15 protein-coding genes and 1 tRNA gene are annotated in these 18822 nt (G+C 35.9%); 2 read left to right on the top strand and 14 right to left on the bottom strand.

What is annotated here, in order from left to right; all coding sequences use genetic code 11:
* Positions 1-138: 138 nt before the first annotated feature.
* The 14 genes from G600_RS0102995 to G600_RS0102930 all read right to left on the bottom strand — a co-directional run bounded on the left by G600_RS0102995 (position 139) and on the right by G600_RS0102930 (position 17258).
* Complete coding sequence (locus tag G600_RS0102995; RefSeq protein ID WP_027430603.1) at positions 139-1332, bottom strand: phosphoglycerate kinase; 1194 nt, start codon at positions 1330-1332, stop codon at positions 139-141.
* Positions 1333-1539: 207 nt separating this feature from the next.
* Complete coding sequence (gap, locus tag G600_RS0102990; protein ID WP_027430602.1) at positions 1540-2574, bottom strand: type I glyceraldehyde-3-phosphate dehydrogenase; 1035 nt, start codon at positions 2572-2574, stop codon at positions 1540-1542.
* 331 nt (positions 2575-2905) lie between these two features.
* On the bottom strand, positions 2906-3715 hold the full coding sequence (locus G600_RS0102985) for a histidinol-phosphatase HisJ family protein (protein ID WP_051195337.1): 810 nt from the start codon (positions 3713-3715) through the stop codon (positions 2906-2908).
* Positions 3716-4096: 381 nt separating this feature from the next.
* Positions 4097-5908, bottom strand: a complete 1812-nt coding sequence (locus G600_RS0102980; RefSeq protein WP_027430600.1) for a Na/Pi cotransporter family protein — start codon at positions 5906-5908, stop codon at positions 4097-4099.
* Positions 5909-6034: 126 nt separating this feature from the next.
* Complete coding sequence (locus G600_RS0102975) at positions 6035-6349, bottom strand: hypothetical protein (RefSeq protein WP_034245378.1); 315 nt, start codon at positions 6347-6349, stop codon at positions 6035-6037.
* 227 nt (positions 6350-6576) lie between these two features.
* Positions 6577-8301 (bottom strand): methyl-accepting chemotaxis protein, encoded by a 1725-nt coding sequence (locus tag G600_RS0102970; protein WP_027430598.1) that lies wholly within the window; start codon positions 8299-8301, stop codon positions 6577-6579.
* A 158-nt stretch (positions 8302-8459) separates the two neighbouring features.
* On the bottom strand, positions 8460-9932 hold the full coding sequence (locus G600_RS0102965) for a C69 family dipeptidase (protein ID WP_027430597.1): 1473 nt from the start codon (positions 9930-9932) through the stop codon (positions 8460-8462).
* 143 nt (positions 9933-10075) lie between these two features.
* Positions 10076-11263 carry an iron-containing alcohol dehydrogenase family protein gene (locus G600_RS13630; RefSeq protein ID WP_034245375.1) on the bottom strand — a complete coding sequence of 396 codons (1188 nt, stop codon included), beginning with the start codon at positions 11261-11263 and terminating at the stop codon, positions 10076-10078.
* A 9-nt stretch (positions 11264-11272) separates the two neighbouring features.
* Positions 11273-11959: a hypothetical protein gene (locus G600_RS0102955; protein WP_027430596.1), complete on the bottom strand. Its 687-nt coding sequence runs from the start codon at positions 11957-11959 to the stop codon at positions 11273-11275.
* 728 nt (positions 11960-12687) lie between these two features.
* On the bottom strand, positions 12688-13074 hold the full coding sequence (locus G600_RS0102950; protein ID WP_027430595.1) for a hypothetical protein: 387 nt from the start codon (positions 13072-13074) through the stop codon (positions 12688-12690).
* Between the two features lie 170 nt (positions 13075-13244).
* Positions 13245-14162, bottom strand: a complete 918-nt coding sequence (gene metA, locus G600_RS0102945; protein WP_027430594.1) for a homoserine O-acetyltransferase MetA — start codon at positions 14160-14162, stop codon at positions 13245-13247.
* A gap of 213 nt (positions 14163-14375) precedes the next feature.
* Positions 14376-16361 carry an NAD-dependent DNA ligase LigA gene (gene ligA, locus G600_RS0102940; protein ID WP_027430593.1) on the bottom strand — a complete coding sequence of 662 codons (1986 nt, stop codon included), beginning with the start codon at positions 16359-16361 and terminating at the stop codon, positions 14376-14378.
* Between the two features lie 87 nt (positions 16362-16448).
* Complete coding sequence (locus G600_RS0102935) at positions 16449-17153, bottom strand: pseudouridine synthase (RefSeq protein WP_081669395.1); 705 nt, start codon at positions 17151-17153, stop codon at positions 16449-16451.
* 31 nt (positions 17154-17184) lie between these two features.
* Positions 17185-17258, bottom strand: a tRNA-Arg gene (locus G600_RS0102930).
* A 187-nt stretch (positions 17259-17445) separates the two neighbouring features.
* Here G600_RS0102930 and G600_RS0102925 point away from each other — a divergent pair.
* Both G600_RS0102925 and rpsT read left to right on the top strand, forming a co-directional pair.
* Positions 17446-18351, top strand: coding sequence for a DUF5688 family protein (locus G600_RS0102925; RefSeq protein ID WP_034245372.1), 906 nt, complete (start codon positions 17446-17448; stop codon positions 18349-18351).
* Positions 18352-18480: 129 nt separating this feature from the next.
* Positions 18481-18759 (top strand): 30S ribosomal protein S20, encoded by a 279-nt coding sequence (gene rpsT / locus G600_RS0102920; RefSeq protein WP_034245369.1) that lies wholly within the window; start codon positions 18481-18483, stop codon positions 18757-18759.
* Positions 18760-18822 lie beyond the last annotated feature (63 nt).

Here is an 18822-nt window from a genome sequence, read left to right as displayed (position 1 = left end):
TTCTATTCGCATCTTAATGTTATAATTTTATCAGTCTTTGTGATTATTTTAACGATACTGTTTAAATAAAAACCATAGTGGTCACATATGTAGCCACTATGGCCTTATATTTATAATTTATGCAGTAAATCTTATATCTTACTTATCGTTAGCTGCAACTACACCTGGTAATTCCTTACCTTCAAGGAATTCAAGAGAAGCTCCACCACCTGTTGAGATGTGAGTCATCTTGTCACCAAATCCTAAATTATTAACAGCAGCAGCTGAATCACCACCACCGATGATTGTTGTTGCATCCTTTAAGTTTGCAAGAGCTTCAGCAACAGCTACAGTACCCTTTGCAAAGTTATCGAATTCGAATACACCCATAGGTCCATTCCAAACAACTGTCTTAGCATCCTTAAGAGCATCCTTGTATAATTCACAAGTCTTTGGTCCGATATCCATACCCATATCGTCTGCTTCCTGATGGCCAGCTTCAACGATTTTGCTTGGAGTATCGTTCTTAAATTCCTTAGTTGTTACTGTATCGATAGGAATTAATAACTTAACGCCCTTAGCTTCAGCCTTAGCCATCATTTCCTTAGCATAATCAAGATAATCATCTTCTACTAATGACTTACCAACTGAGCCACCCTTAGCCTTCTGGAAAGTATATGACATACCACCACCGATGATAAGAGTATCAACCTTATCAAGAAGATTGTTGATTACAGGAATCTTTGAAGAAACCTTTGAACCACCTAAAATAGCTACGAAAGGTCTAACTGGATTATTTACAGCATTACCAAGGAAGTCAATTTCCTTCTGCATAAGGTAACCAACAACAGCTGTATCAACATACTGTGTAACACCAACATTTGAGCAATGAGCTCTATGTGCTGTACCGAAAGCATCATTAACAAATACATCAGCAATTGAAGCTAAGTCCTTAGAGAAAGCTTCACCATTCTTTGTTTCTTCTGCTCTAAATCTTGTATTTTCAAGTAAAATGATATCGCCATCGTTCATTGCTTCTACAGCAGCCTTAGCATTGTCGCCAACTACAGTATCATCAGCTGCAAACTTTACTTCTTGACCAAGTAATTCTGTTAATCTCTTAGCAACTGGTGCTAAAGAAAATGCAGCATCTGGTCCCTTTGGCTTACCTAAGTGTGAGCAAAGGATAACCTTACCACCATCTGAAACTAACTTCTTGATTGTTGGAAGAGCAGCTACAAGACGTGTCTCATCAGTAATCTTATCCCCATCTAATGGTACATTAAAATCACATCTTACTAAAACTCTCTTACCCTTAACGTTGATATCATCAACAGACTTCTTATTTAGCATATTATTTTCCTCCATTATAGAAAATGATTCTGTAATTGAGCTACAGACCAATTAACACCCAAACCTTGATGTTTGATGGTCTATATCCCAATTACATCTTTTTAAAAAAACCGGAGAACGCTATTAATAGAATTCTCCGGTTTTAATCTTTACAACTATAAATCAATAAAATTATTGATTACTTATTCTAATTAACCTAATTCTAAATTAACCTAATTCAGCGAAGTACTTGATTGTTCTAACCATCTGGCTTGTGTATGAATTTTCATTATCATACCAAGAAACAACCTGTACCTGGTATGTTGTGTCATCAATCTTAGATACCATTGTCTGTGTAGCATCGAATAATGAACCAAATCTCATACCAACGATATCGCTAGATACGATTAATTCTGTATTGTAACCGAATGATTCTGTTGCAGCAGCCTTCATAGCAGCATTGATAGAATCAACTGTTACTTCCTTATCAGACTTAACTACAGCGATAAGGATTGTTGTAGAACCTGTAGGTGTAGGAACTCTCTGAGCAGCTCCGATTAACTTACCGTTAAGTTCTGGAATAACTAAACCGATTGCCTTAGCAGCACCTGTTGAGTTAGGAACGATATTAGCAGCACCTGCTCTAGATCTTCTTAAGTCACCCTTTCTCTGAGGACCATCAAGGATCATCTGATCACCTGTGTAAGCATGAATTGTTGTCATGATACCAGACTGAATTGGAGCAAACTTGTTAAGAGCATCAGCCATAGGAGCTAAGCAGTTTGTTGTACAAGAAGCTGCTGAAATAATCTTATCATCCTTTGTTAATGTTTCATGGTTTACATTGTAAACGATTGTAGGAAGGTCATTACCAGCTGGAGCTGAAATTACAACCTTCTTAGCACCAGCGTTGATATGAGCCTGTGCCTTAGCCTTTGATGTATAGAAACCTGAACACTCAAGAACTACATCTACACCAATTTCTCCCCATGGGCAGTTGTTAGCATCTGGTTCCTTGTAGATCTTAATTGTCTTACCCTTTACTGTAATTGTACCAGCCTCATCATCAGCTGTTACGTCATCTTCATGACCAAGCTCTACATATCTACCCTGTGAAGTATCATACTTTAAAAGGTGAGCAAGCATTGAAGGTGTTGTTAAATCGTTGATTGCTACTACTTCGTATCCTTCTGCACCGAACATCTGTCTGAATGCAAGTCTACCGATACGGCCAAATCCGTTAATAGCTACTTTTACTGACATAAATTGAATCCTCCTAAAAGTGATTTTACATTGAATTTTAGTTTGTTAAAAAATCAACTATTAGTTATTTTACATAAATTTTGTTTAAATATCAAGTAGTTGTCGTTTTAATTTTCACAATTCTAAAAATTTAGCAACAAACAACTAATATTTAATTTAAACCTTGTTTAAATTGCTAAAAAACCCTTGTATACAGTATGCTTTATACATATTTTAGAGTACTAAAATAAGGTTTTTAGTTTCTTTTTGTTAAAAACATATAGGAAATTTTGCCCAATGCCAATTTTTTAACCTTCTAAAAACTCAAACTACAACAAAAATAATCATCTTACTAAATTTCATAAAATTCCGCTTTTCTATCCTTAAAAACGGAATAATATTTAAATCCTAATTCTTTTAGCATATTATAAACTCGGTCAAATTCATATCCTAAATAATCAACACTATGAGAATCAGAACCTACGGTAATTATCTCACCTCCTAGTTCTTTATACAATTTCACTATATTAATATCAGGATTAGGATTTTTAAGACCATATTTAAGGCCAGCTGTATTAACCTCAATTCCCTTACCCTGATAAATTAATGACTTTAAAATCTCATAAAAATAGTCATAATAATCTTTCCAGTTATAATTTATATCCTTTTCTGGGGCATATCGAATTATATAGTCTAAATGACCGTAAATATCGAAGTTGTGGCAAGTTTTTATATTTTCCATAATACTCTCATAATACTTTATAATAGTATCCTTTACTGCCCTGCCTTCCCAGTAACTTGGATAGTAAGGATCTTCTCCTTCCACCAAATGAGATGAGCCAATAATAAAATCTAGCTTATTCTCAGGATCATATGAATCTACACGGCTAGCCACTGATTTCATAAGTCCCTGCTCAACTCCAACTCTTATATCAAAGGAGCCTCTAAACTCCTCCTTAAGCTTTAGCATATAGTCTAAATATGCCTTAAAATCCAAATCAAAAACCACTTTTCCATCCTCAAGTGGAAAGTCATAGTCATTGTGATCTGTAAAGCAAATGCCCTTCATGCCCTTTTCTTTTGCCAACTTAATATAGGCTCTTGGGTCTGCCTCTGAATCTGAGCTAAATCTAGTATGTAGGTGGCTATCAAAACTTATCATATTAATTTTTCCTTCTCTTTATATTTATACTTTTATAATAGCCTTTATGACATCATATGGCAATTATAAGTTTGATATTTTAATGCCAAAAAAGCACAACCGGGAGGAGGTTGTGCTTTTTCCACTGTAATTAATAGTGCCGCAATCACTATTAAAAACTGTATATTAAGTTGTTCACTACTTAATGTAACTTTATTATAGCAAATATATACATACTTGCAATAGTACTTTTGCCCTATTTTTATAATTTTCTTTAATTTTAGTAGGTATGACATTTAGAATAGTTACTAAACAAGCGGTAAAAAGCCCTTTCTAGGAATTTCACTTTCCAGAAAGGGCTTTAAAAATTTTTATTTGTTATTATAACTTTAGTGTAAAGAATTAAGCTCTTGTTGTATCAATTCTTTCTCTTAAGTCATTCTCTTTTTTGTTAACATCATACTTTCTTGTGTATTCATCAAAGATAAGCATGTATTCGTCATCCTTTAATTCCTTGACGCTCTTTAAATAGCTATGAGATGCGATTTCTGAATCTTCGATCTCAATCATAGCAACTGCTATATTAGAACAGTGAGCACCAATTCTTTCCATGTTAGTTAATAAATCGTTAAAGGCAAATCCCTGGTTATAAGTACAAATACCCTTACTTAGTCTAACAATGTGTCGAGTCTTTAACTCATTACATAGAATTGTAATGTGTTCTCTTAAAGGCTCTACTCTTCTCGCAAGTAATACATCGTCATTTGTAAAGGCTGTCTCTGTAATTTCAACGATTTCAAGAACCGCTGCACGTAATACACTAACTTCATACTCAGCATAGTCAGAAAAGCTTGTCTTCTTCTCGTGAAGTTCTAAGGCTACCTTTGAAAGGTTAACAGCATGATCACCTAATCTTTCAAAATCACCGATAGTATGTAAGAACTTAGTTACCTGCTTTGTCTGTGCAGGAGAAAGAGATGTACCTGTTAACTTCATAAGGTAGTTACCTAACTTATCTTCGTATTTATCAATTACATTTTCCTTTTCCTGAATGACCTTATATCTTTCATCAGAGTAGTTGTTCATAAGCTCAACTGCTCTTAAAATATTCTTTCTTGACTTTCTTGCCATACCATTTATAGCTTCATGTGACTGATTAATAGCTAAATCAGGGTATGCTAAGAATCTTTCTTCAAGTAATTCAAAGTCAGCTGAATCATCTGCATCTTCTGGATTATCCTTAATAAGACGATGAACTAACTTATCAATGTACTTAATGAATGGGAATAACATAACAACTGTTGCTACTCTAAATATTGTATTAAGCATAGCAATTGTCACTGGTCTCATAGCCATATCCATAAATGGGAATCCACCAATTACAAAATTAATTGAGTAAACAACAATCGACCAGAAAATCATACCAAATAAGTCGTTAATTAAGTAAACAATGGCTACTCTCTTACCATTCTTGCTACTTCCAATACTTGAAAGTAAAACTGGAGCTGCGGCACCAACACCAATACCCATTGTAATTGGGAATGCTGCTGCAAATGAAATGCCACCTGTTACTGAAAGCGCCTGTAAGATACCTACTGAAGCCGAAGCACTCTGTAAAATAGCAGTAAATACAATACCAACTAAAATACCAAGAGCTGGGTTTTTAAACATTGTAAGTAAGCTTACAAAAGCTGGGCTTGATTTAAGTGGAGATACGGCAGAACTCATTGTCTGCATACCAACCATAAGGATTGCGAAACCAAGCATGATATCGCCAACATTTTTATAAGTATTCTTCTTAACAAATGTCTTAAAGATAATACCTATAATAGCCACGATAGCTGAAATAGTTGCTGTTGAAAGAAGTGAAGCAATACCGCTTACTCCATCGATATATGACAAACAAAGTATCCAACCTGTAATACTTGTTCCTATATTAGCACCCATGATAATACCAATACCCTGGGCTACCTTCATCATTCCTGAATTTACAAAACCAACAACCATAACTGATGTTGCTGATGATGACTGAATTACCGCTGTTACAACAGCACCTAATAAAACCCCCTTAATTGGAGTATTTGTTAACTTATAAAGGGTAGTTTCTAACTTATTACCCGCCACACGCTTTAAGCCATCGCCCATGACTGACATTCCATATAAAAATAATGCAACGCCAAGAAGCAACGAAAGCACAATAGAAATAACTTCCATATCTTATTCCTTCACAATAAATCCTTTCTTTTCTTAGTCCTAAACAATAATAACTTAAAAACACTAGTAACATCAAGCATTTTATTCAAATAAGATTATATTTAATCAGAATAAATCAAACTTTAACTAATGTTTATAAGGCTCTGCTTCTAGTATAGAAGGAGCATTATCCCACTCTTCTAACCTTGTATCGTACTGATCTTTCAACCAATCTATAAGCTCTAGACGACCCTCTTCGCTATAGTCAAACTCCTTAGAACTTATCTTTTCTTTAGGAACACTACACGAGGCATAAGGTCCCTGCCAAACATTACCTCTTAAGATAAAATCTGGCTTTTCGCCATCTCTTTCAATGAGATAACGCATGCCTCCATGCTGCCCACTATATTTTCCACCATAGGCAAAAAAATTAAAGGGCATAATTTCATTTTCATCTAGCATATCTTTGTTTCTCCAAAATATAGTTTTAGCACATATTTATTATATCAAACTACTTACTATACTAAAAGATTTCTTGTGATGAAAATTTTGTGTTTAGTTTAGCCTATATTAACTAATTAATCTTTTGAAAATGTTTCTAAATAGGCAAAAGGCGACGCACAGACTAAGTTTATCTCCATTATTAACACTTATATCCATGCATCGCCTTTTTATAAAAAAGACTCAAGTTATCGAATATTAAATTCGTCAATCAGAGCATTTAAGCCCTGTGACTGAGCTGATAGGTCACCAGAAACCTGGCTAGCCTGTACAGCTGTGGCAGAATTTACATTTACAACATTAGAAATCTGCTCGATACCAATGTTGATTTCCTTCATGCTTGATGCCTGCGCATTAGCTCTATCCTTAGAAGCCTTCATCATTTCAGCAACTGCAGATACAGACTCCTGTACCTTCTTTAAGGCAAGAGTAGTCTCCTCAACCGCTGCATTACCTGTCTTAATTTCATTCATTGTATCATCAATAAGCTTGTGAGTATTCTTTGCTGCTGTAGAACTTTCATTGGCAAGTTCACTAATTTCTTGAGCTACAACTGCAAAGCCACGTCCAGCCTCACCTGCACGAGCTGCCTCAATACTAGCATTTAATGATAAAAGGGCTGTCTGAGAAGCAATACTTTCAATAGTACTTGTGATCTTCTCAATTTCACTAGAAGCAATTGTAATTCGCTCCATAGCCTTTGTAACGCCACTCATCTTTTCTGTACCAGTCTCTACATCCTTTACAACAACGCTTGCTGACTTCATAGATTCAACTGCATCCTTTGCAAGAAGTTCCGTCTGTTCTGTAACAAGTTCAACAGAGGCTGTAAGCTCTTCTACAGCTGCTGCCTGGCTTGAAGTACCTTCCGATAAGTTAACAGATACATCCTGAAGATTTGCTGCACCGTCTGATACGCTAGCACTGGCCTCTTTTACATTTTTCAAAGTACTAGAAAGCTTATTAGAAATATCTATAAAGGCTGCGTTAATAGCCTTGTAATCTGCAATATAAAGCTCTGGATTTGAGCTACCACTTCTAAAGTCGCCCCCTGCCATCTTATCGGCAGTTCTAATAATGTCCTCAGTAATCGACTTAATAACATCTGTAGCCTTCTCTAAGTCTCTTGCCATGGCTCCAAGCTCATCCTCGGAATCACATTGAATATCAATGTTAATATATCCATCTGCCATATCCTTAGCCGCCTTTGAAATCTCCATAGACGGAGACAAAATGCTATCATTAAGGACCTTACTTGACATATTAACAAATATAACTGCTATCACAATAAATAAAACAGAAACTACAAGTAAGACAATTGTTGCAATCAAAGATGTTCTAAAAGCCTTCCAAGCTGTGTCAAAACTATCAGAAGAAATAGCCTTTAAATCTGATGCCATAGTCTTTACTGCAGAATTTACATCTTCATTTATAAACTTGTAAATATCTGCCTCATTAGACATTCCCGTTGTTGTAAGCTCTCCTGCAGCAAAAAGTGCAGTAAGTTCACTAGTTAAAGTGCCTAAGGTCTTAATGTCCGTTCTTACAGCTTCAATATTATCATCATTATCATAAACATCTTCTAGGTCAGATAAAAATGTGTCTAACTCTGATATTTTCTCCTCACAGCCATCTAAATGACTATTTAGGTCTTCTTCGGCTCGATCAGAAAGTGCCCACCAGGCATTCTTTAAATAAGCCTGAATGTCAATTCTTAACTCTCCCTGAAGATTGTCTTGCTTATAATACTTATTATACATAGTATAGGTACTAGCTAAAGAATAAGTCGTTGTAATAAGAAGTATTATAATCGGTAAACCAAGATAGATGTAAAGATTTTTGAAAATGTATTTAAACTTATCAGCCACCTTCATCCTCTTAAGTTTTCCAGCCATTGAATCTTTAAAGTTCATATGCAAAAAACCTCCAATTCCTAATATTCAGTTATACACGATATTGTTAAAGTAATAATAACACATTATGCATATATTCGCAATGCTATAACAGTAAATTTAACAACTAAAATAACTTATAAAAGAATTGGAGGTTGTCCAAAAAATCCATATTTGACTTATGCATCAGATCTAGCAAAAGAATTCTTCATACCGCAACTTGCTGTATAAAGCACCTTATCAAGGGCATCATCTGTCTCTTTTTTAAGCATCTCTGCAATAGCGTCATTGCAGTTAGCAAGCTTTCTTGATACATTTGCAAAATCCTTCGATAATAATTCCTTATCGAAGGCATTAATCATCTCGTGGCCCTTAGAGTGTACCTTATTCTGGTAGCGCTCAATGTGAATAGCTGTTGTATTGTAGTGAGCATCAGCCATTGCGCCAATAAGTCTAGATGACCAATAGTAATTATCTGTTGAAACTCTAGCAGTTGTGTTAGCTAGGTAATCTGGTGTTCTATTAACATTTGCATAGAAAGGTGCTGAAACATTAAAAGCATTAGAACCCACTGAAATCCACTCTAGTGCCATAAATTCCTTTGGCATATATGGACGAAGCTGAGTAATAGCAAGGAAATTGTTTCTGCTAATACCGATTGGTCTATACTTACCCTTATTAGTAAGGTCACCAGTCTTGCCATATGGATTATATGGTGTTCCCTGATAATATGAAGATAAGACGTACTTTACATCCTCAATTGTAATCTTCTTTTCAGGAACAAAGCTCCATGGAATATCATCAGACTCAGGTGTGTAATCTGCACCCTCACCATCCCATGTGTAAGTTGTAGGATTAAGGTAACGAGCCATAAACCAAGCTCTAGGTGTGTTATAAGTGCGGTCTGAATCATCATGAGAACCAAGAGCTGCTCTAATATCAAAAGCCTTGTCCTCTTCAATCTTATAACCTTCATCATGCATGCCAAGGTCTAGATGATTATCCTTAATGAAATCAAGCATATCCTTAGAGCACATGTGATTTTCCTTCTTTGAAAATGCATCTACAAAGTCAAAGAAATCAATACCCTGCTGGTTTGGCATAACCACGTAAGCATCATCTGGAACTCTCTTTGCAATCCAGTGATGACCGCCAATAGTCTCAAGCCACCAAACTTCGTCTTTATCCTGAAAACCCACACCATTCATCTCATAAGTACCATATTCCTCAAGAAGGGATGCGAAACGAAGCACGCCCTCTCTTGCTGACTTAATGTATGGAAGCACGATTGTAAGCATATCCTCTTCGCCAAAACCGTCCTTTACAAGTGGATCAGCACCAAGAACTCTTGGATTACTAGTGATTGTCTCTGTTTCTGACATAGCCACATTTAATTCGTTAATACCTGCCTCGCCCCAGATACCTTCATTGTCAATTGCATTAGGCATTGCTGTGTATCTAAGAGGGTTTGCTGGTAATTTGATCTTAAACTTTGAAAGCACTGATCTATAAGATCTAGGCTGCTTTCCCTTATTTACTGATATAAATTTCTTGGCTGTAAATTCACCAGATGGTGAGTCTTCATTACGAGCCATTAAAGTAGAACCATCATAAGATGCATTCTTACCTACTAAAATTGTTGTACAAGCCATTTTATTCTCCTTCCAAGCCTAGTAATGTGTTTCGCTTAAATTATATGCTTTACTTTAGCTCTCGTCTAGCTTGCTAATGATATATTTTATGCAATCTTTATTATTAGAGAATTTTTTAGAAAATGTTAATTCTTTTCTACATTTTAGTTCTTTCTTGAAATATCATAAGCTATTTCAGTTAATTCTTCCTTTGTAATTGTAAAAGGTGCCACTGAAAGCTTGGCCTTATTATTAAATAAGTCATTAACTGTATTATCTAGCTCTTTATTTAGCTTAGCCTCTTCCACTTCTACTTTTTCACATACTAATGCATATAGTTTTTCAAACTCTTCAACAGAGGCAATTCCTGCAGTGTTTAGGATTAAATTAACCTCAGCTTCGCCTACTGTGCTAAATTGATTGTTCAAATTTGTTTTGAAATAATCAGATAACTCCTGTGAAAGACATGTCCATTTTTTACAAGCCATCTTTAAATAGCCCGCAAGAAAATATCCACAAGCTCTACCATGCTCCACGCCTAAATTATAAGTAAATGCATAGCTAAGACCGTGTGGAATTGCAGTACCAGTTTGAGCGATTGCCATACCTGCGTATGTAGAAGTACGAAGTAAGTTAAAATAATCGCTAAGTTCAGGCTTTTTCTCACCCTTAACTACTGGCAATACATTTTTAAAAGAACTAAGACCATCAAGACATACAATTCTAGAATAGATAGTTGCATTGTTGTTTACATAGCTCTCCACTAAATGACAAAAGGCATCCATTGCAGTGTTTTTAAGCACCTTTGTGCTAAGACTTTCTAAATATTTTCCATCAAGTAAAGCGATGTCGCCAAAGATCTTAAAGCTAATTGACTGCTTTGTCTTAATATCATTTCTTGTAAGCACTGAAACTCCAGTAACCTCTGAGCCTGTTCCACAAGTTGTAGGAATTAGGCATAAAGGTAGGTGACTATCGTCGCCGCCTGCTCTAAATAAATATGAGGAATCCTCCTCTGGATGCTTTAACATAAGTGCAATTGCCTTTGCTGCATCAAGAGGTGAGCCGCCGCCAATAGCCACCACAAAGTCTACATTTTCATTCTTTGCAAAATCCACTGCCTCCATAACGGTCTCAACTAGTGGATTTTCTTCTATCTTATTAAAATGTATATAAGAAATATTATATTCATCAAGTGCCGCTATTACATCATCTAAGCTACCATTAGCCTTAGCTGAATGCTTACCTGTAACAATTAATGCTTTGCTACCAAGTTTAGCTATTTCTCCCGCTTTTTTTCTAACTACATCTGTCTCTTCAAAAACCTTTACAGGCATATAATAAGTTGCCATAATGTCTCCCTAATCAATCTTTATATTGACCTTTCGAAATGTAATTCTCTCCTGATATTGCGGAATTGTAAGAACCAACACTCCTCCAGCCTTTTGCTCTAGCCTACAGCCATCTGGAAGTAAATCGTTACTAGTTTGAACTAAAGCATCTGACACAGATAAATTAGTCTTATCAATTATTACCTCACTAGCTAAAATCTCACTTGGGGAATAATTGTAAAACTCTGTTATCTCCTTTAGTTCAACTTCCTTTGAACCTCCATATAACTCTGTAATTGCCGGCTGAATATTATAATAATAGCCCTCTTGATTTTTATCAAGTTTAATAGCCGCTAGCGCAAGTAAATTTACAATTCTTTCGCATTCCGCATCAACAATAAAAGATTCATCGATTAAGTTTAGCTTTGTATAACCTGAATTTGTTAAGATTTCAAAGTCGTTGTAGCCAGCAATATAGATACCATCAATGCTGTCTATATCTAGGGCATCTATACTAGTCTCATTATCTGGACTATAAATAGTTCCCTCATCTGCTGCCACCTGTATCTTTGATTCTGTCTCCTCTTCAGAAATTCCAACACATGTGGTTTTAAAGTAAGCCATAGCAAATGTTGCAAAAAGCACCACTGCAGCAATTAGTAAAAGCATGAAAGTCTTATTGCTCTTAGAAATTGGTTTAGAATCTCTAATCTCCATAATAACTCCTCCAAACGTATATCGATATTAAATTTTATCACCCTATGTGTATATTTTAACAAATTTAAGGGTGTGAGGCAAGAGGGGTGAGGCAAGGGGGTGAGACCCGGGAGTACGCTTTGCGCTTATCCGATTTTTTTAAGGACACGCTCCCGCTAAGCTAGCAGCGTAGTGGTAGATAAGACTTTCCATTGCCCTACGGGCTCGGAAAGCCTAACTACCAACGCTGCTAGAATTGTCTTAAAAAAATCGATAAGCTTTAAGCTTACAACCCTAGCCTACTCCCCCTCGCCCCACTACGGCTGGGATGCATTAGCGGTTGGCTACTGTGGGCAGTGAGAGCGTTTAGATGCCGGGAGGTGTAAGAATTATATGAAGATTATCGAAAGACGGATTGAATTAAGACTTATAGGAAGTTTATTGAAAGTACGGGAGGTTTGGGAATTATAGGTAGGGTATCACATAACGGGAGGGTGTTGATGTATGCAATGTTTGAATAATAAGGATGGAAAAACGGTGTGGCGATGCCCCACTGGTTTTTCCCTCTTTTTGAGAAGGTACCGCCGGATGGCTTATGACTTACGGCATGGATGTATTTTTTAAGTTACAATGCCGAAGGACTTATGATTTACGATGGAAATTTAGTACATTTTGTCAAGAAAAATAAGGTAAAAAAATGGTGGAGCTTTGCTCCACCTATTTTTTCATATAATGCCTCACGGCTTATTTTAGTATGCACAATTTGGGCATGCCTGGAAATTTGCGATTTCCTTTACTGATGTTTCCCAAATTTTATTGCAATTTGTACACTGAGCTTTGAAAAGGCCATTGTTTAACACTTTCTTTACCTTAACCTTGCCCTTTGTGTTTCTTATAACATTAAAATAAAGGTTCTTATCCCATTCGTCTGTCATTTCTGACTTTTTCTTTAAAGAACCGCAATTTGTACAGACACGTCCCTTGTTAATAATTACATTAACTTCGTCATCGTAGATTTCACCACATCTTTTACATTTAACCTGAATGTACTTGTTACCATTCTCGTACTTCACAAGGTCAAATCCCAAATATTCTAGTCTAGAACCTAATCTTTTTCTAACTGGTGATTCACTCATAACCGTCTCTCCTTCTATTTCTATATCATTTCATACTTATAAGCGATTTTGTCGCACAAGAAGTTATTTTAACAGAAAATAGTTGGACTGTTAATAATATTATTAGTATAGAAAAGTCGAAGCTAGATTTCATGGGACTTCCCAAATTTATTTTTTTAGAAAATGTCTTTTTATGACAATTTATCTAGCTCATATGGTGTCTGCTGGTATACATAATAATTTAACCAATTTGTGTAAAGGTTATTTGCGTGACTCCTCCAAGATAGGATTGGCTTTCTATTGCAGTCATCATCAGGATAGTAATTTACTGGAAGGGCAGGATCTATGCCTTTTTCCAAATCTCTTTTATATTCCTGATCTAGAGTGTATCTATCATATTCTGGATGTCCCATAATAAAGATCTGCTTACCATCTTCTGTCATAACGATATAGATTCCAGCTTCTTCTGAGTCTGCAAGTACCATCAATTCTTTATTTTTAAGGATATCTTGTCTTGAGGCTTCTGTATATCTTGAATGTGGTGCCATGAAAATATCATCAAAGCCGCGCACCAAAGGCTCTTTACGGTTCATTACCTTGTGCTTATAAATACCTGATAACTTATTTTCAAATTCCACCTTACCTACTCCAAAATGGTAGTAAAGTCCGGCCTGTGCGCCCCAACAAATATGAAGAGTTGAAGTTACATGCTTTTTTGACCATTCCATAATTTCAGTAAGCTCTTCCCAGTAGTTAACCTCTTCAAATTCAAGCTTTTCCACCGGTGCCCCTGTAATAATCATTCCATCAAAGTTGCGGTTTTTGATTTCAGAAAATGTCTGATAGAATTTACGTAAATGCGAAGCCGATGTATTCTTTGACACATGACTTTCTAATTGTAAAAATGTGACATCTAACTGAAGTGGTGTATTAGACATGGAACGAAGTAGCTGTAATTCTGTATCTTGCTTAATTGGCATAAGATTAAGAATCAAAATTTCAAGAGCTCTGAAATCCTGAGATAGGGCTCTATCCTCGTCCATGACGAATATATTTTCTTCCTCTAATTCTAACCTTGCAGGCAGGTCGTTAGCGATTTTTACTGGCATAATATTTTCCTCCTAAACTAACTTCTAGTAACTAAGCTGCACATTGTAAAGCGGACATTCGGAATCCGCTTCGCTACTTCCTCATGAACGCAGCGGCACTTTGTGCCACCTGTCAGAAGGGGATTTAACCCCTTCTGACACTAGTAAGCTTTATACCCCCGCTTAAAGCTTACGCTTTCGAAGCGGGGGATTGCTTACACTGCGTTCAAAATCTTATGAAAGAAGGTCCTCTCTTCCAATAAGCTTAATGAATTCCTCCTCAGTAATAACTGGAATTCCTAGCTTAGCTGCTGTTTTATTTTTAGCTGACTGAGACTTAGAATCGTTATTAATTAAATAATTTGTCTTTGAAGTAACAGAGCCTGTAACCTTGCCACCTAGAGACTCTACAAGATCCTTGACTGCATTTCTATTAGGGAAAATGTTAACAGTACCAGTTACTACTAGCACCTTGCCCTCTAGAATATTTGAAGTCTGAGTTTCCTGCATCTCTTCTAATTCTAACTCAGCTAATAAGCGATTAAATAGGTCTAAATTCTTCTCCTCCTTAAAGAAGTCCACTAAAGAGGCTGCAATGATTTCCCCAACACCGTCAATGTCAGTTAATCTCTTAACTGTTGCATTTAAAATGTTTTCAATAGTCTCCTTGTTATTCTCACCCTTTAAGGATTTAACCATCATCTTAGCATTTGATAAACCAATGTTATCAATACCAAGTCCATAGATTACTCTAACTAAATTTGTCTTTCTTGAATTGTTCACGGCTTCTATTAGATTATTATATGACTTTTGACCAAAACCTTCCATAGAAATAATCTCATCTGCATGTCTTTCAAGATGGTATAAGTCTACAAAATCATGAATAAAGCCTTTTCCAATAAACTTCTCAAGAGTAGCCTCAGATAAGCCATCAATATTCATGGCATCACGGCTTACAAAATGTGTAAATCTACCTACATGCTTTGCCTGACAATCAGGATTTATGCAGTATAAAGACTTTACTTCATTTACAGATCTAATCTCAGTTTCACCACCACAAACAGGACAGTTAGCTGGAATTTCTAACTTAGAACTTCTAGTAAGATTTTTAGCAATCTGAGGGATAATCATGTTGGCCTTAAAAACCTCGATTTCATCACCGATTCCAAGCTCTAAGCCCTCCATAACACTAATGTTATGAACGCTTGCACGAGATACATTTGTACCCTCAAGCTCTACTGTATCAAAGATTGCAACAGGGTTTAGTAGACCTGTTCTTGAAGCACTCCACTCAATCTCACGTAAATTTGTCTTTGCAGTCTCATCAGACCACTTAAAAGCCATGGAATTTCTAGGGAACTTCGCTGTTCTACCAAGAGAATTTCCATAGGCAATATCATCATAAAGAATAACAAGACCATCCGATGGGAAATCATTTGTCTTAATAGTATCTGCAAACCACTGGATGCTATCAAGTATAGTTTCCTTAGTAACCATCTTGTATTCCACCACGTCAAAGCCAAGACTCTTTAACCATTCAAACTGGCATTTTCTAGAATTTTGAAAATCTACATCATTGGCAGAAACTAAGTTAAAGGCTCTAAACTGCACGTTTCTTTCCTTTGTAATCTTGTTATTTAGCTGTCTTACTGAACCTGAACATAGATTTCTTGGGTTCTTATATTTAGCATCTGCCTCAGGAATCTGCTCGTTGATTCTTTCAAAATCTGAGTAAGAAATAATTGCCTCACCACGAAGCACCAGCTTTCCCTTGTAAGGAATATTTAGAGGTATATTTTTAAAAACCTTAGCATTATTAGTAATGATTTCGCCAATCTCACCGTTTCCACGAGTTACTGCCTTGCTAAGCTCACCATTCTCGTAAGTTAAAACGATAGTAAGGCCATCAAGTTTCCAAGAAAGGACACCTAGATTATCACCAAGCCAGTCTCTAAGAGCTTCTCTTGACTTAGTCTTATCCAAACTAAGCATTGGAGACTCGTGACGCTCTTTTGGAAGTTCTGAAAGTGTCTCGAAACCTACATTAATTGTTGGGCTATTTGAAAGCACATGACCAGTTTCCTTTTCAAGGGCCACCAACTCATCATAAAGGGCGTCGTATTCAAAATTTGACATTATCTCTGTACCCTTTGAATAGTAGGCTTCCCCCGCCTTATTTAATATCTCAACTAATTCTTTAATTCTATCTAATTTATCCATTTTATTTTCTCCCTTATGTCGCATTTTTACAAAGCAATATGTCGCTTTTATTCAAATTTAAAGTCTAAACTACAAATCAAAAGTCAACTAATCATCTAAAATCTTATAAAGAGTTTCCTTTTCTTTACCTGTAATCTCCCTATACTCTCCAGTCTTTAAATCTCCTAGATTAATATTAAGGATTCTAAGTCTTTTAAGGCTTGTAACCTTTCTATTGCAGGCCTTGCACATTCTTCGAATCTGTCTATTTAGGCCCTGAGTAAGAATTATTGTGAAAGTGTGCTCATCCACCTTCTCCACCTTACATTTATTTGTAGTTCTATCTAGTTCTTCTAAGTAGATACCGGAGCGCATTTTCTTTAAAAATGCATCATCCACCTTACCATCAACACTGACAATATACTCTTTCTCATGATGATTAGAAGAACGAAGTAGCTTATCCATCATCTCACCATTATTAGTTAGTAAAATAAGACCGCATGACTCCTTATCTAGTCGACCCACAGGATAAATTCGTGTCTTATAATTTATAAAATCTACTATATTATCTCCCTGGTCCCTTGCTGTGGTGCAAAGTAGGCCAACAGGTTTATTAAAGGCAATTAATACATCTTCTGTATTTTTACTTGCCACAAGTTTTCCATCTATTTTAATCTCATCTTCATCGCTAACTTTAGTTCCAAGGCTAGCAAGTTCGCCGTTTACTAAAATCCTTCCAGCCTCAACTAATCTGTCTGCTTCACGTCTTGAACATACTCCAATGGCACTTAAATATTTATTAATTCGTTCCATCTTGATTCCTTTCTATTTGCATATGCAAAAATACACATGACGGGATTCGAACCCGCGACCTTTCGCTCCGGAGGCAAACGCTCTATCCAGCTGAGCTACATGTGTCGACATACTAATTAATATTACTATATTCTTGCGCTTCTATCAAATTTTTTCATTTATTTTCTACTTGCCAATATGAAAACTTTAGTATATACTACATAAGAATTTTCAAAAATTCATTTCTATAATCATTGGTAAAGTTCTTACCACATTTCATTTTTACAAAAAGATAAGAAAAAGGAGAAACTCTATGAAATTATTAAACTACGAAGATTTCACCCAGTCTATTAAGGAGAATCTACAGACACAGTTTGATGAAGATGTGAAGATTAACATCAATCAGGTAACTAAAAACAACAATCTAAAGCTTGACGGCCTTGTAATTATTAGTCCCGGCCAGGTTGTATCCCCAACCATCTATCTAAATCCCCTATACGAAGAATATAAAAGCGGTTTAAGCCTTGATGCTATTACTAAGAAAATTAATGAAACTTACGCTAATGCCAAGGTTCCAGAATTTGCCAAGGAAGCCGATAGATATACGGATTACGATTTTGTTAAGGAACACCTTGCCATTAAGCTTATTAATTACGAAAGAAATAAGGAGACTTTAGAAAATATCCCTCATATCAGAAGATTAGACCTTGCCCTTGTATTTCTTTGCGTCATTGACAAGGATGATAAGCAGAGCGCTTCTGTACTAATTAAGAATTCCCATCTTAAGTTTTGGAATATTGATAAAGACACGCTTTTTGCAGATGCCCTTATTAATGCGCCAACATTTTTAAAGCCAAACTGCTACTCCCTATTTAAGACCGTTTATGAAAAGAAGCACATGGAGCTTATGGAGCTAGACGAGGTAAGGCTTGATGATGACGACTTACTAATTCTTACTAATGAAAATAAAGTAAATGGTGCCTCATGTATCTTCTATCCTGGGGTTCTTGAAAAAATCGCTACAAAACTTGATAGTGATCTCTACATTATTCCATCCTCAATTCACGAGGTTTTAATCCTAAGAAAAACTGATAATATCAAAAAAGATGATCTTAATTTCCTAATTAATACAGTTAATCAATCTGAACTTGCTCAAACTGAGATACTCTCAGACAATGTCTATATTTACGACTTCGACGATAAAATACTTACTAAATAAATCTTTTTCCCATTTTATATTGACATTCCTCTCAATCTACTTTAATATATATGAGTATGTTTACATTAGATCGTCCGTGTCCGGCTTTAATGCGAAACAGTATAAATTCTAAATTATAATTTTTATTAAATGGAGGTGTACGGATTGGCTAACATTAAATCTGCTAAGAAGAGAGTAATTACAAGTCAGGTTAGAGCTGAGAGAAATAAGGCTATTAAGTCTAAGGTTAAGACTTATATTAAGAAGGTAGAAGCTGCTGTTGCTGCTGGTGACAAGGCTGCTGCTGAAGCTGCTCTTACTGTTGCTATTAGCGAGATTTCTAAGGCTACTTCAAAGGGAATTTTCCACAAGAATACAGCTGCTAGAAAAGTATCTCGTATTACAAAGGCTGTTAACACATTAGCTTAATAGACTTGATTAATAATATGATTAATGAAAACCTCGTTGGAGCCCACTCACAACGAGGTTTTT

This window comes from Lachnospira multipara ATCC 19207, from assembly GCF_000424105.1.
GTDB lineage: Bacteria > Bacillota > Clostridia > Lachnospirales > Lachnospiraceae > Lachnospira > Lachnospira multipara.
Note: the sequence above shows the minus strand (reverse complement) of the source record. Positions and strands in the feature narration are given on the sequence as shown.

What these genes read in the sequence shown, in the direction of transcription:
- G600_RS0102995 (WP_027430603.1), bottom strand. Translation starts at nt 1,332, where the DNA reads ATGCTAAATAAGAAGTCTGTTGATGATATCAACGTTAAGGGTAAGAGA.
- gap (WP_027430602.1), bottom strand. Translation starts at nt 2,574, where the DNA reads ATGTCAGTAAAAGTAGCTATTAACGGATTTGGCCGTATCGGTAGACTT.
- G600_RS0102985 (WP_051195337.1), bottom strand. Translation starts at nt 3,715, where the DNA reads ATGATAAGTTTTGATAGCCACCTACATACTAGATTTAGCTCAGATTCA.
- G600_RS0102980 (WP_027430600.1), bottom strand. Translation starts at nt 5,908, where the DNA reads ATGGAAGTTATTTCTATTGTGCTTTCGTTGCTTCTTGGCGTTGCATTA.
- G600_RS0102975 (WP_034245378.1), bottom strand. Translation starts at nt 6,349, where the DNA reads ATGCTAGATGAAAATGAAATTATGCCCTTTAATTTTTTTGCCTATGGT.
- G600_RS0102970 (WP_027430598.1), bottom strand. Translation starts at nt 8,301, where the DNA reads ATGAACTTTAAAGATTCAATGGCTGGAAAACTTAAGAGGATGAAGGTG.
- G600_RS0102965 (WP_027430597.1), bottom strand. Translation starts at nt 9,932, where the DNA reads ATGGCTTGTACAACAATTTTAGTAGGTAAGAATGCATCTTATGATGGT.
- G600_RS13630 (WP_034245375.1), bottom strand. Translation starts at nt 11,263, where the DNA reads ATGGCAACTTATTATATGCCTGTAAAGGTTTTTGAAGAGACAGATGTA.
- G600_RS0102955 (WP_027430596.1), bottom strand. Translation starts at nt 11,959, where the DNA reads ATGGAGATTAGAGATTCTAAACCAATTTCTAAGAGCAATAAGACTTTC.
- G600_RS0102950 (WP_027430595.1), bottom strand. Translation starts at nt 13,074, where the DNA reads ATGAGTGAATCACCAGTTAGAAAAAGATTAGGTTCTAGACTAGAATAT.
- metA (WP_027430594.1), bottom strand. Translation starts at nt 14,162, where the DNA reads ATGCCAGTAAAAATCGCTAACGACCTGCCTGCAAGGTTAGAATTAGAG.
- ligA (WP_027430593.1), bottom strand. Translation starts at nt 16,361, where the DNA reads ATGGATAAATTAGATAGAATTAAAGAATTAGTTGAGATATTAAATAAG.
- G600_RS0102935 (WP_081669395.1), bottom strand. Translation starts at nt 17,153, where the DNA reads ATGGAACGAATTAATAAATATTTAAGTGCCATTGGAGTATGTTCAAGA.
- G600_RS0102925 (WP_034245372.1), top strand. Translation starts at nt 17,446, where the DNA reads ATGAAATTATTAAACTACGAAGATTTCACCCAGTCTATTAAGGAGAAT.
- rpsT (WP_034245369.1), top strand. Translation starts at nt 18,481, where the DNA reads ATGGAGGTGTACGGATTGGCTAACATTAAATCTGCTAAGAAGAGAGTA.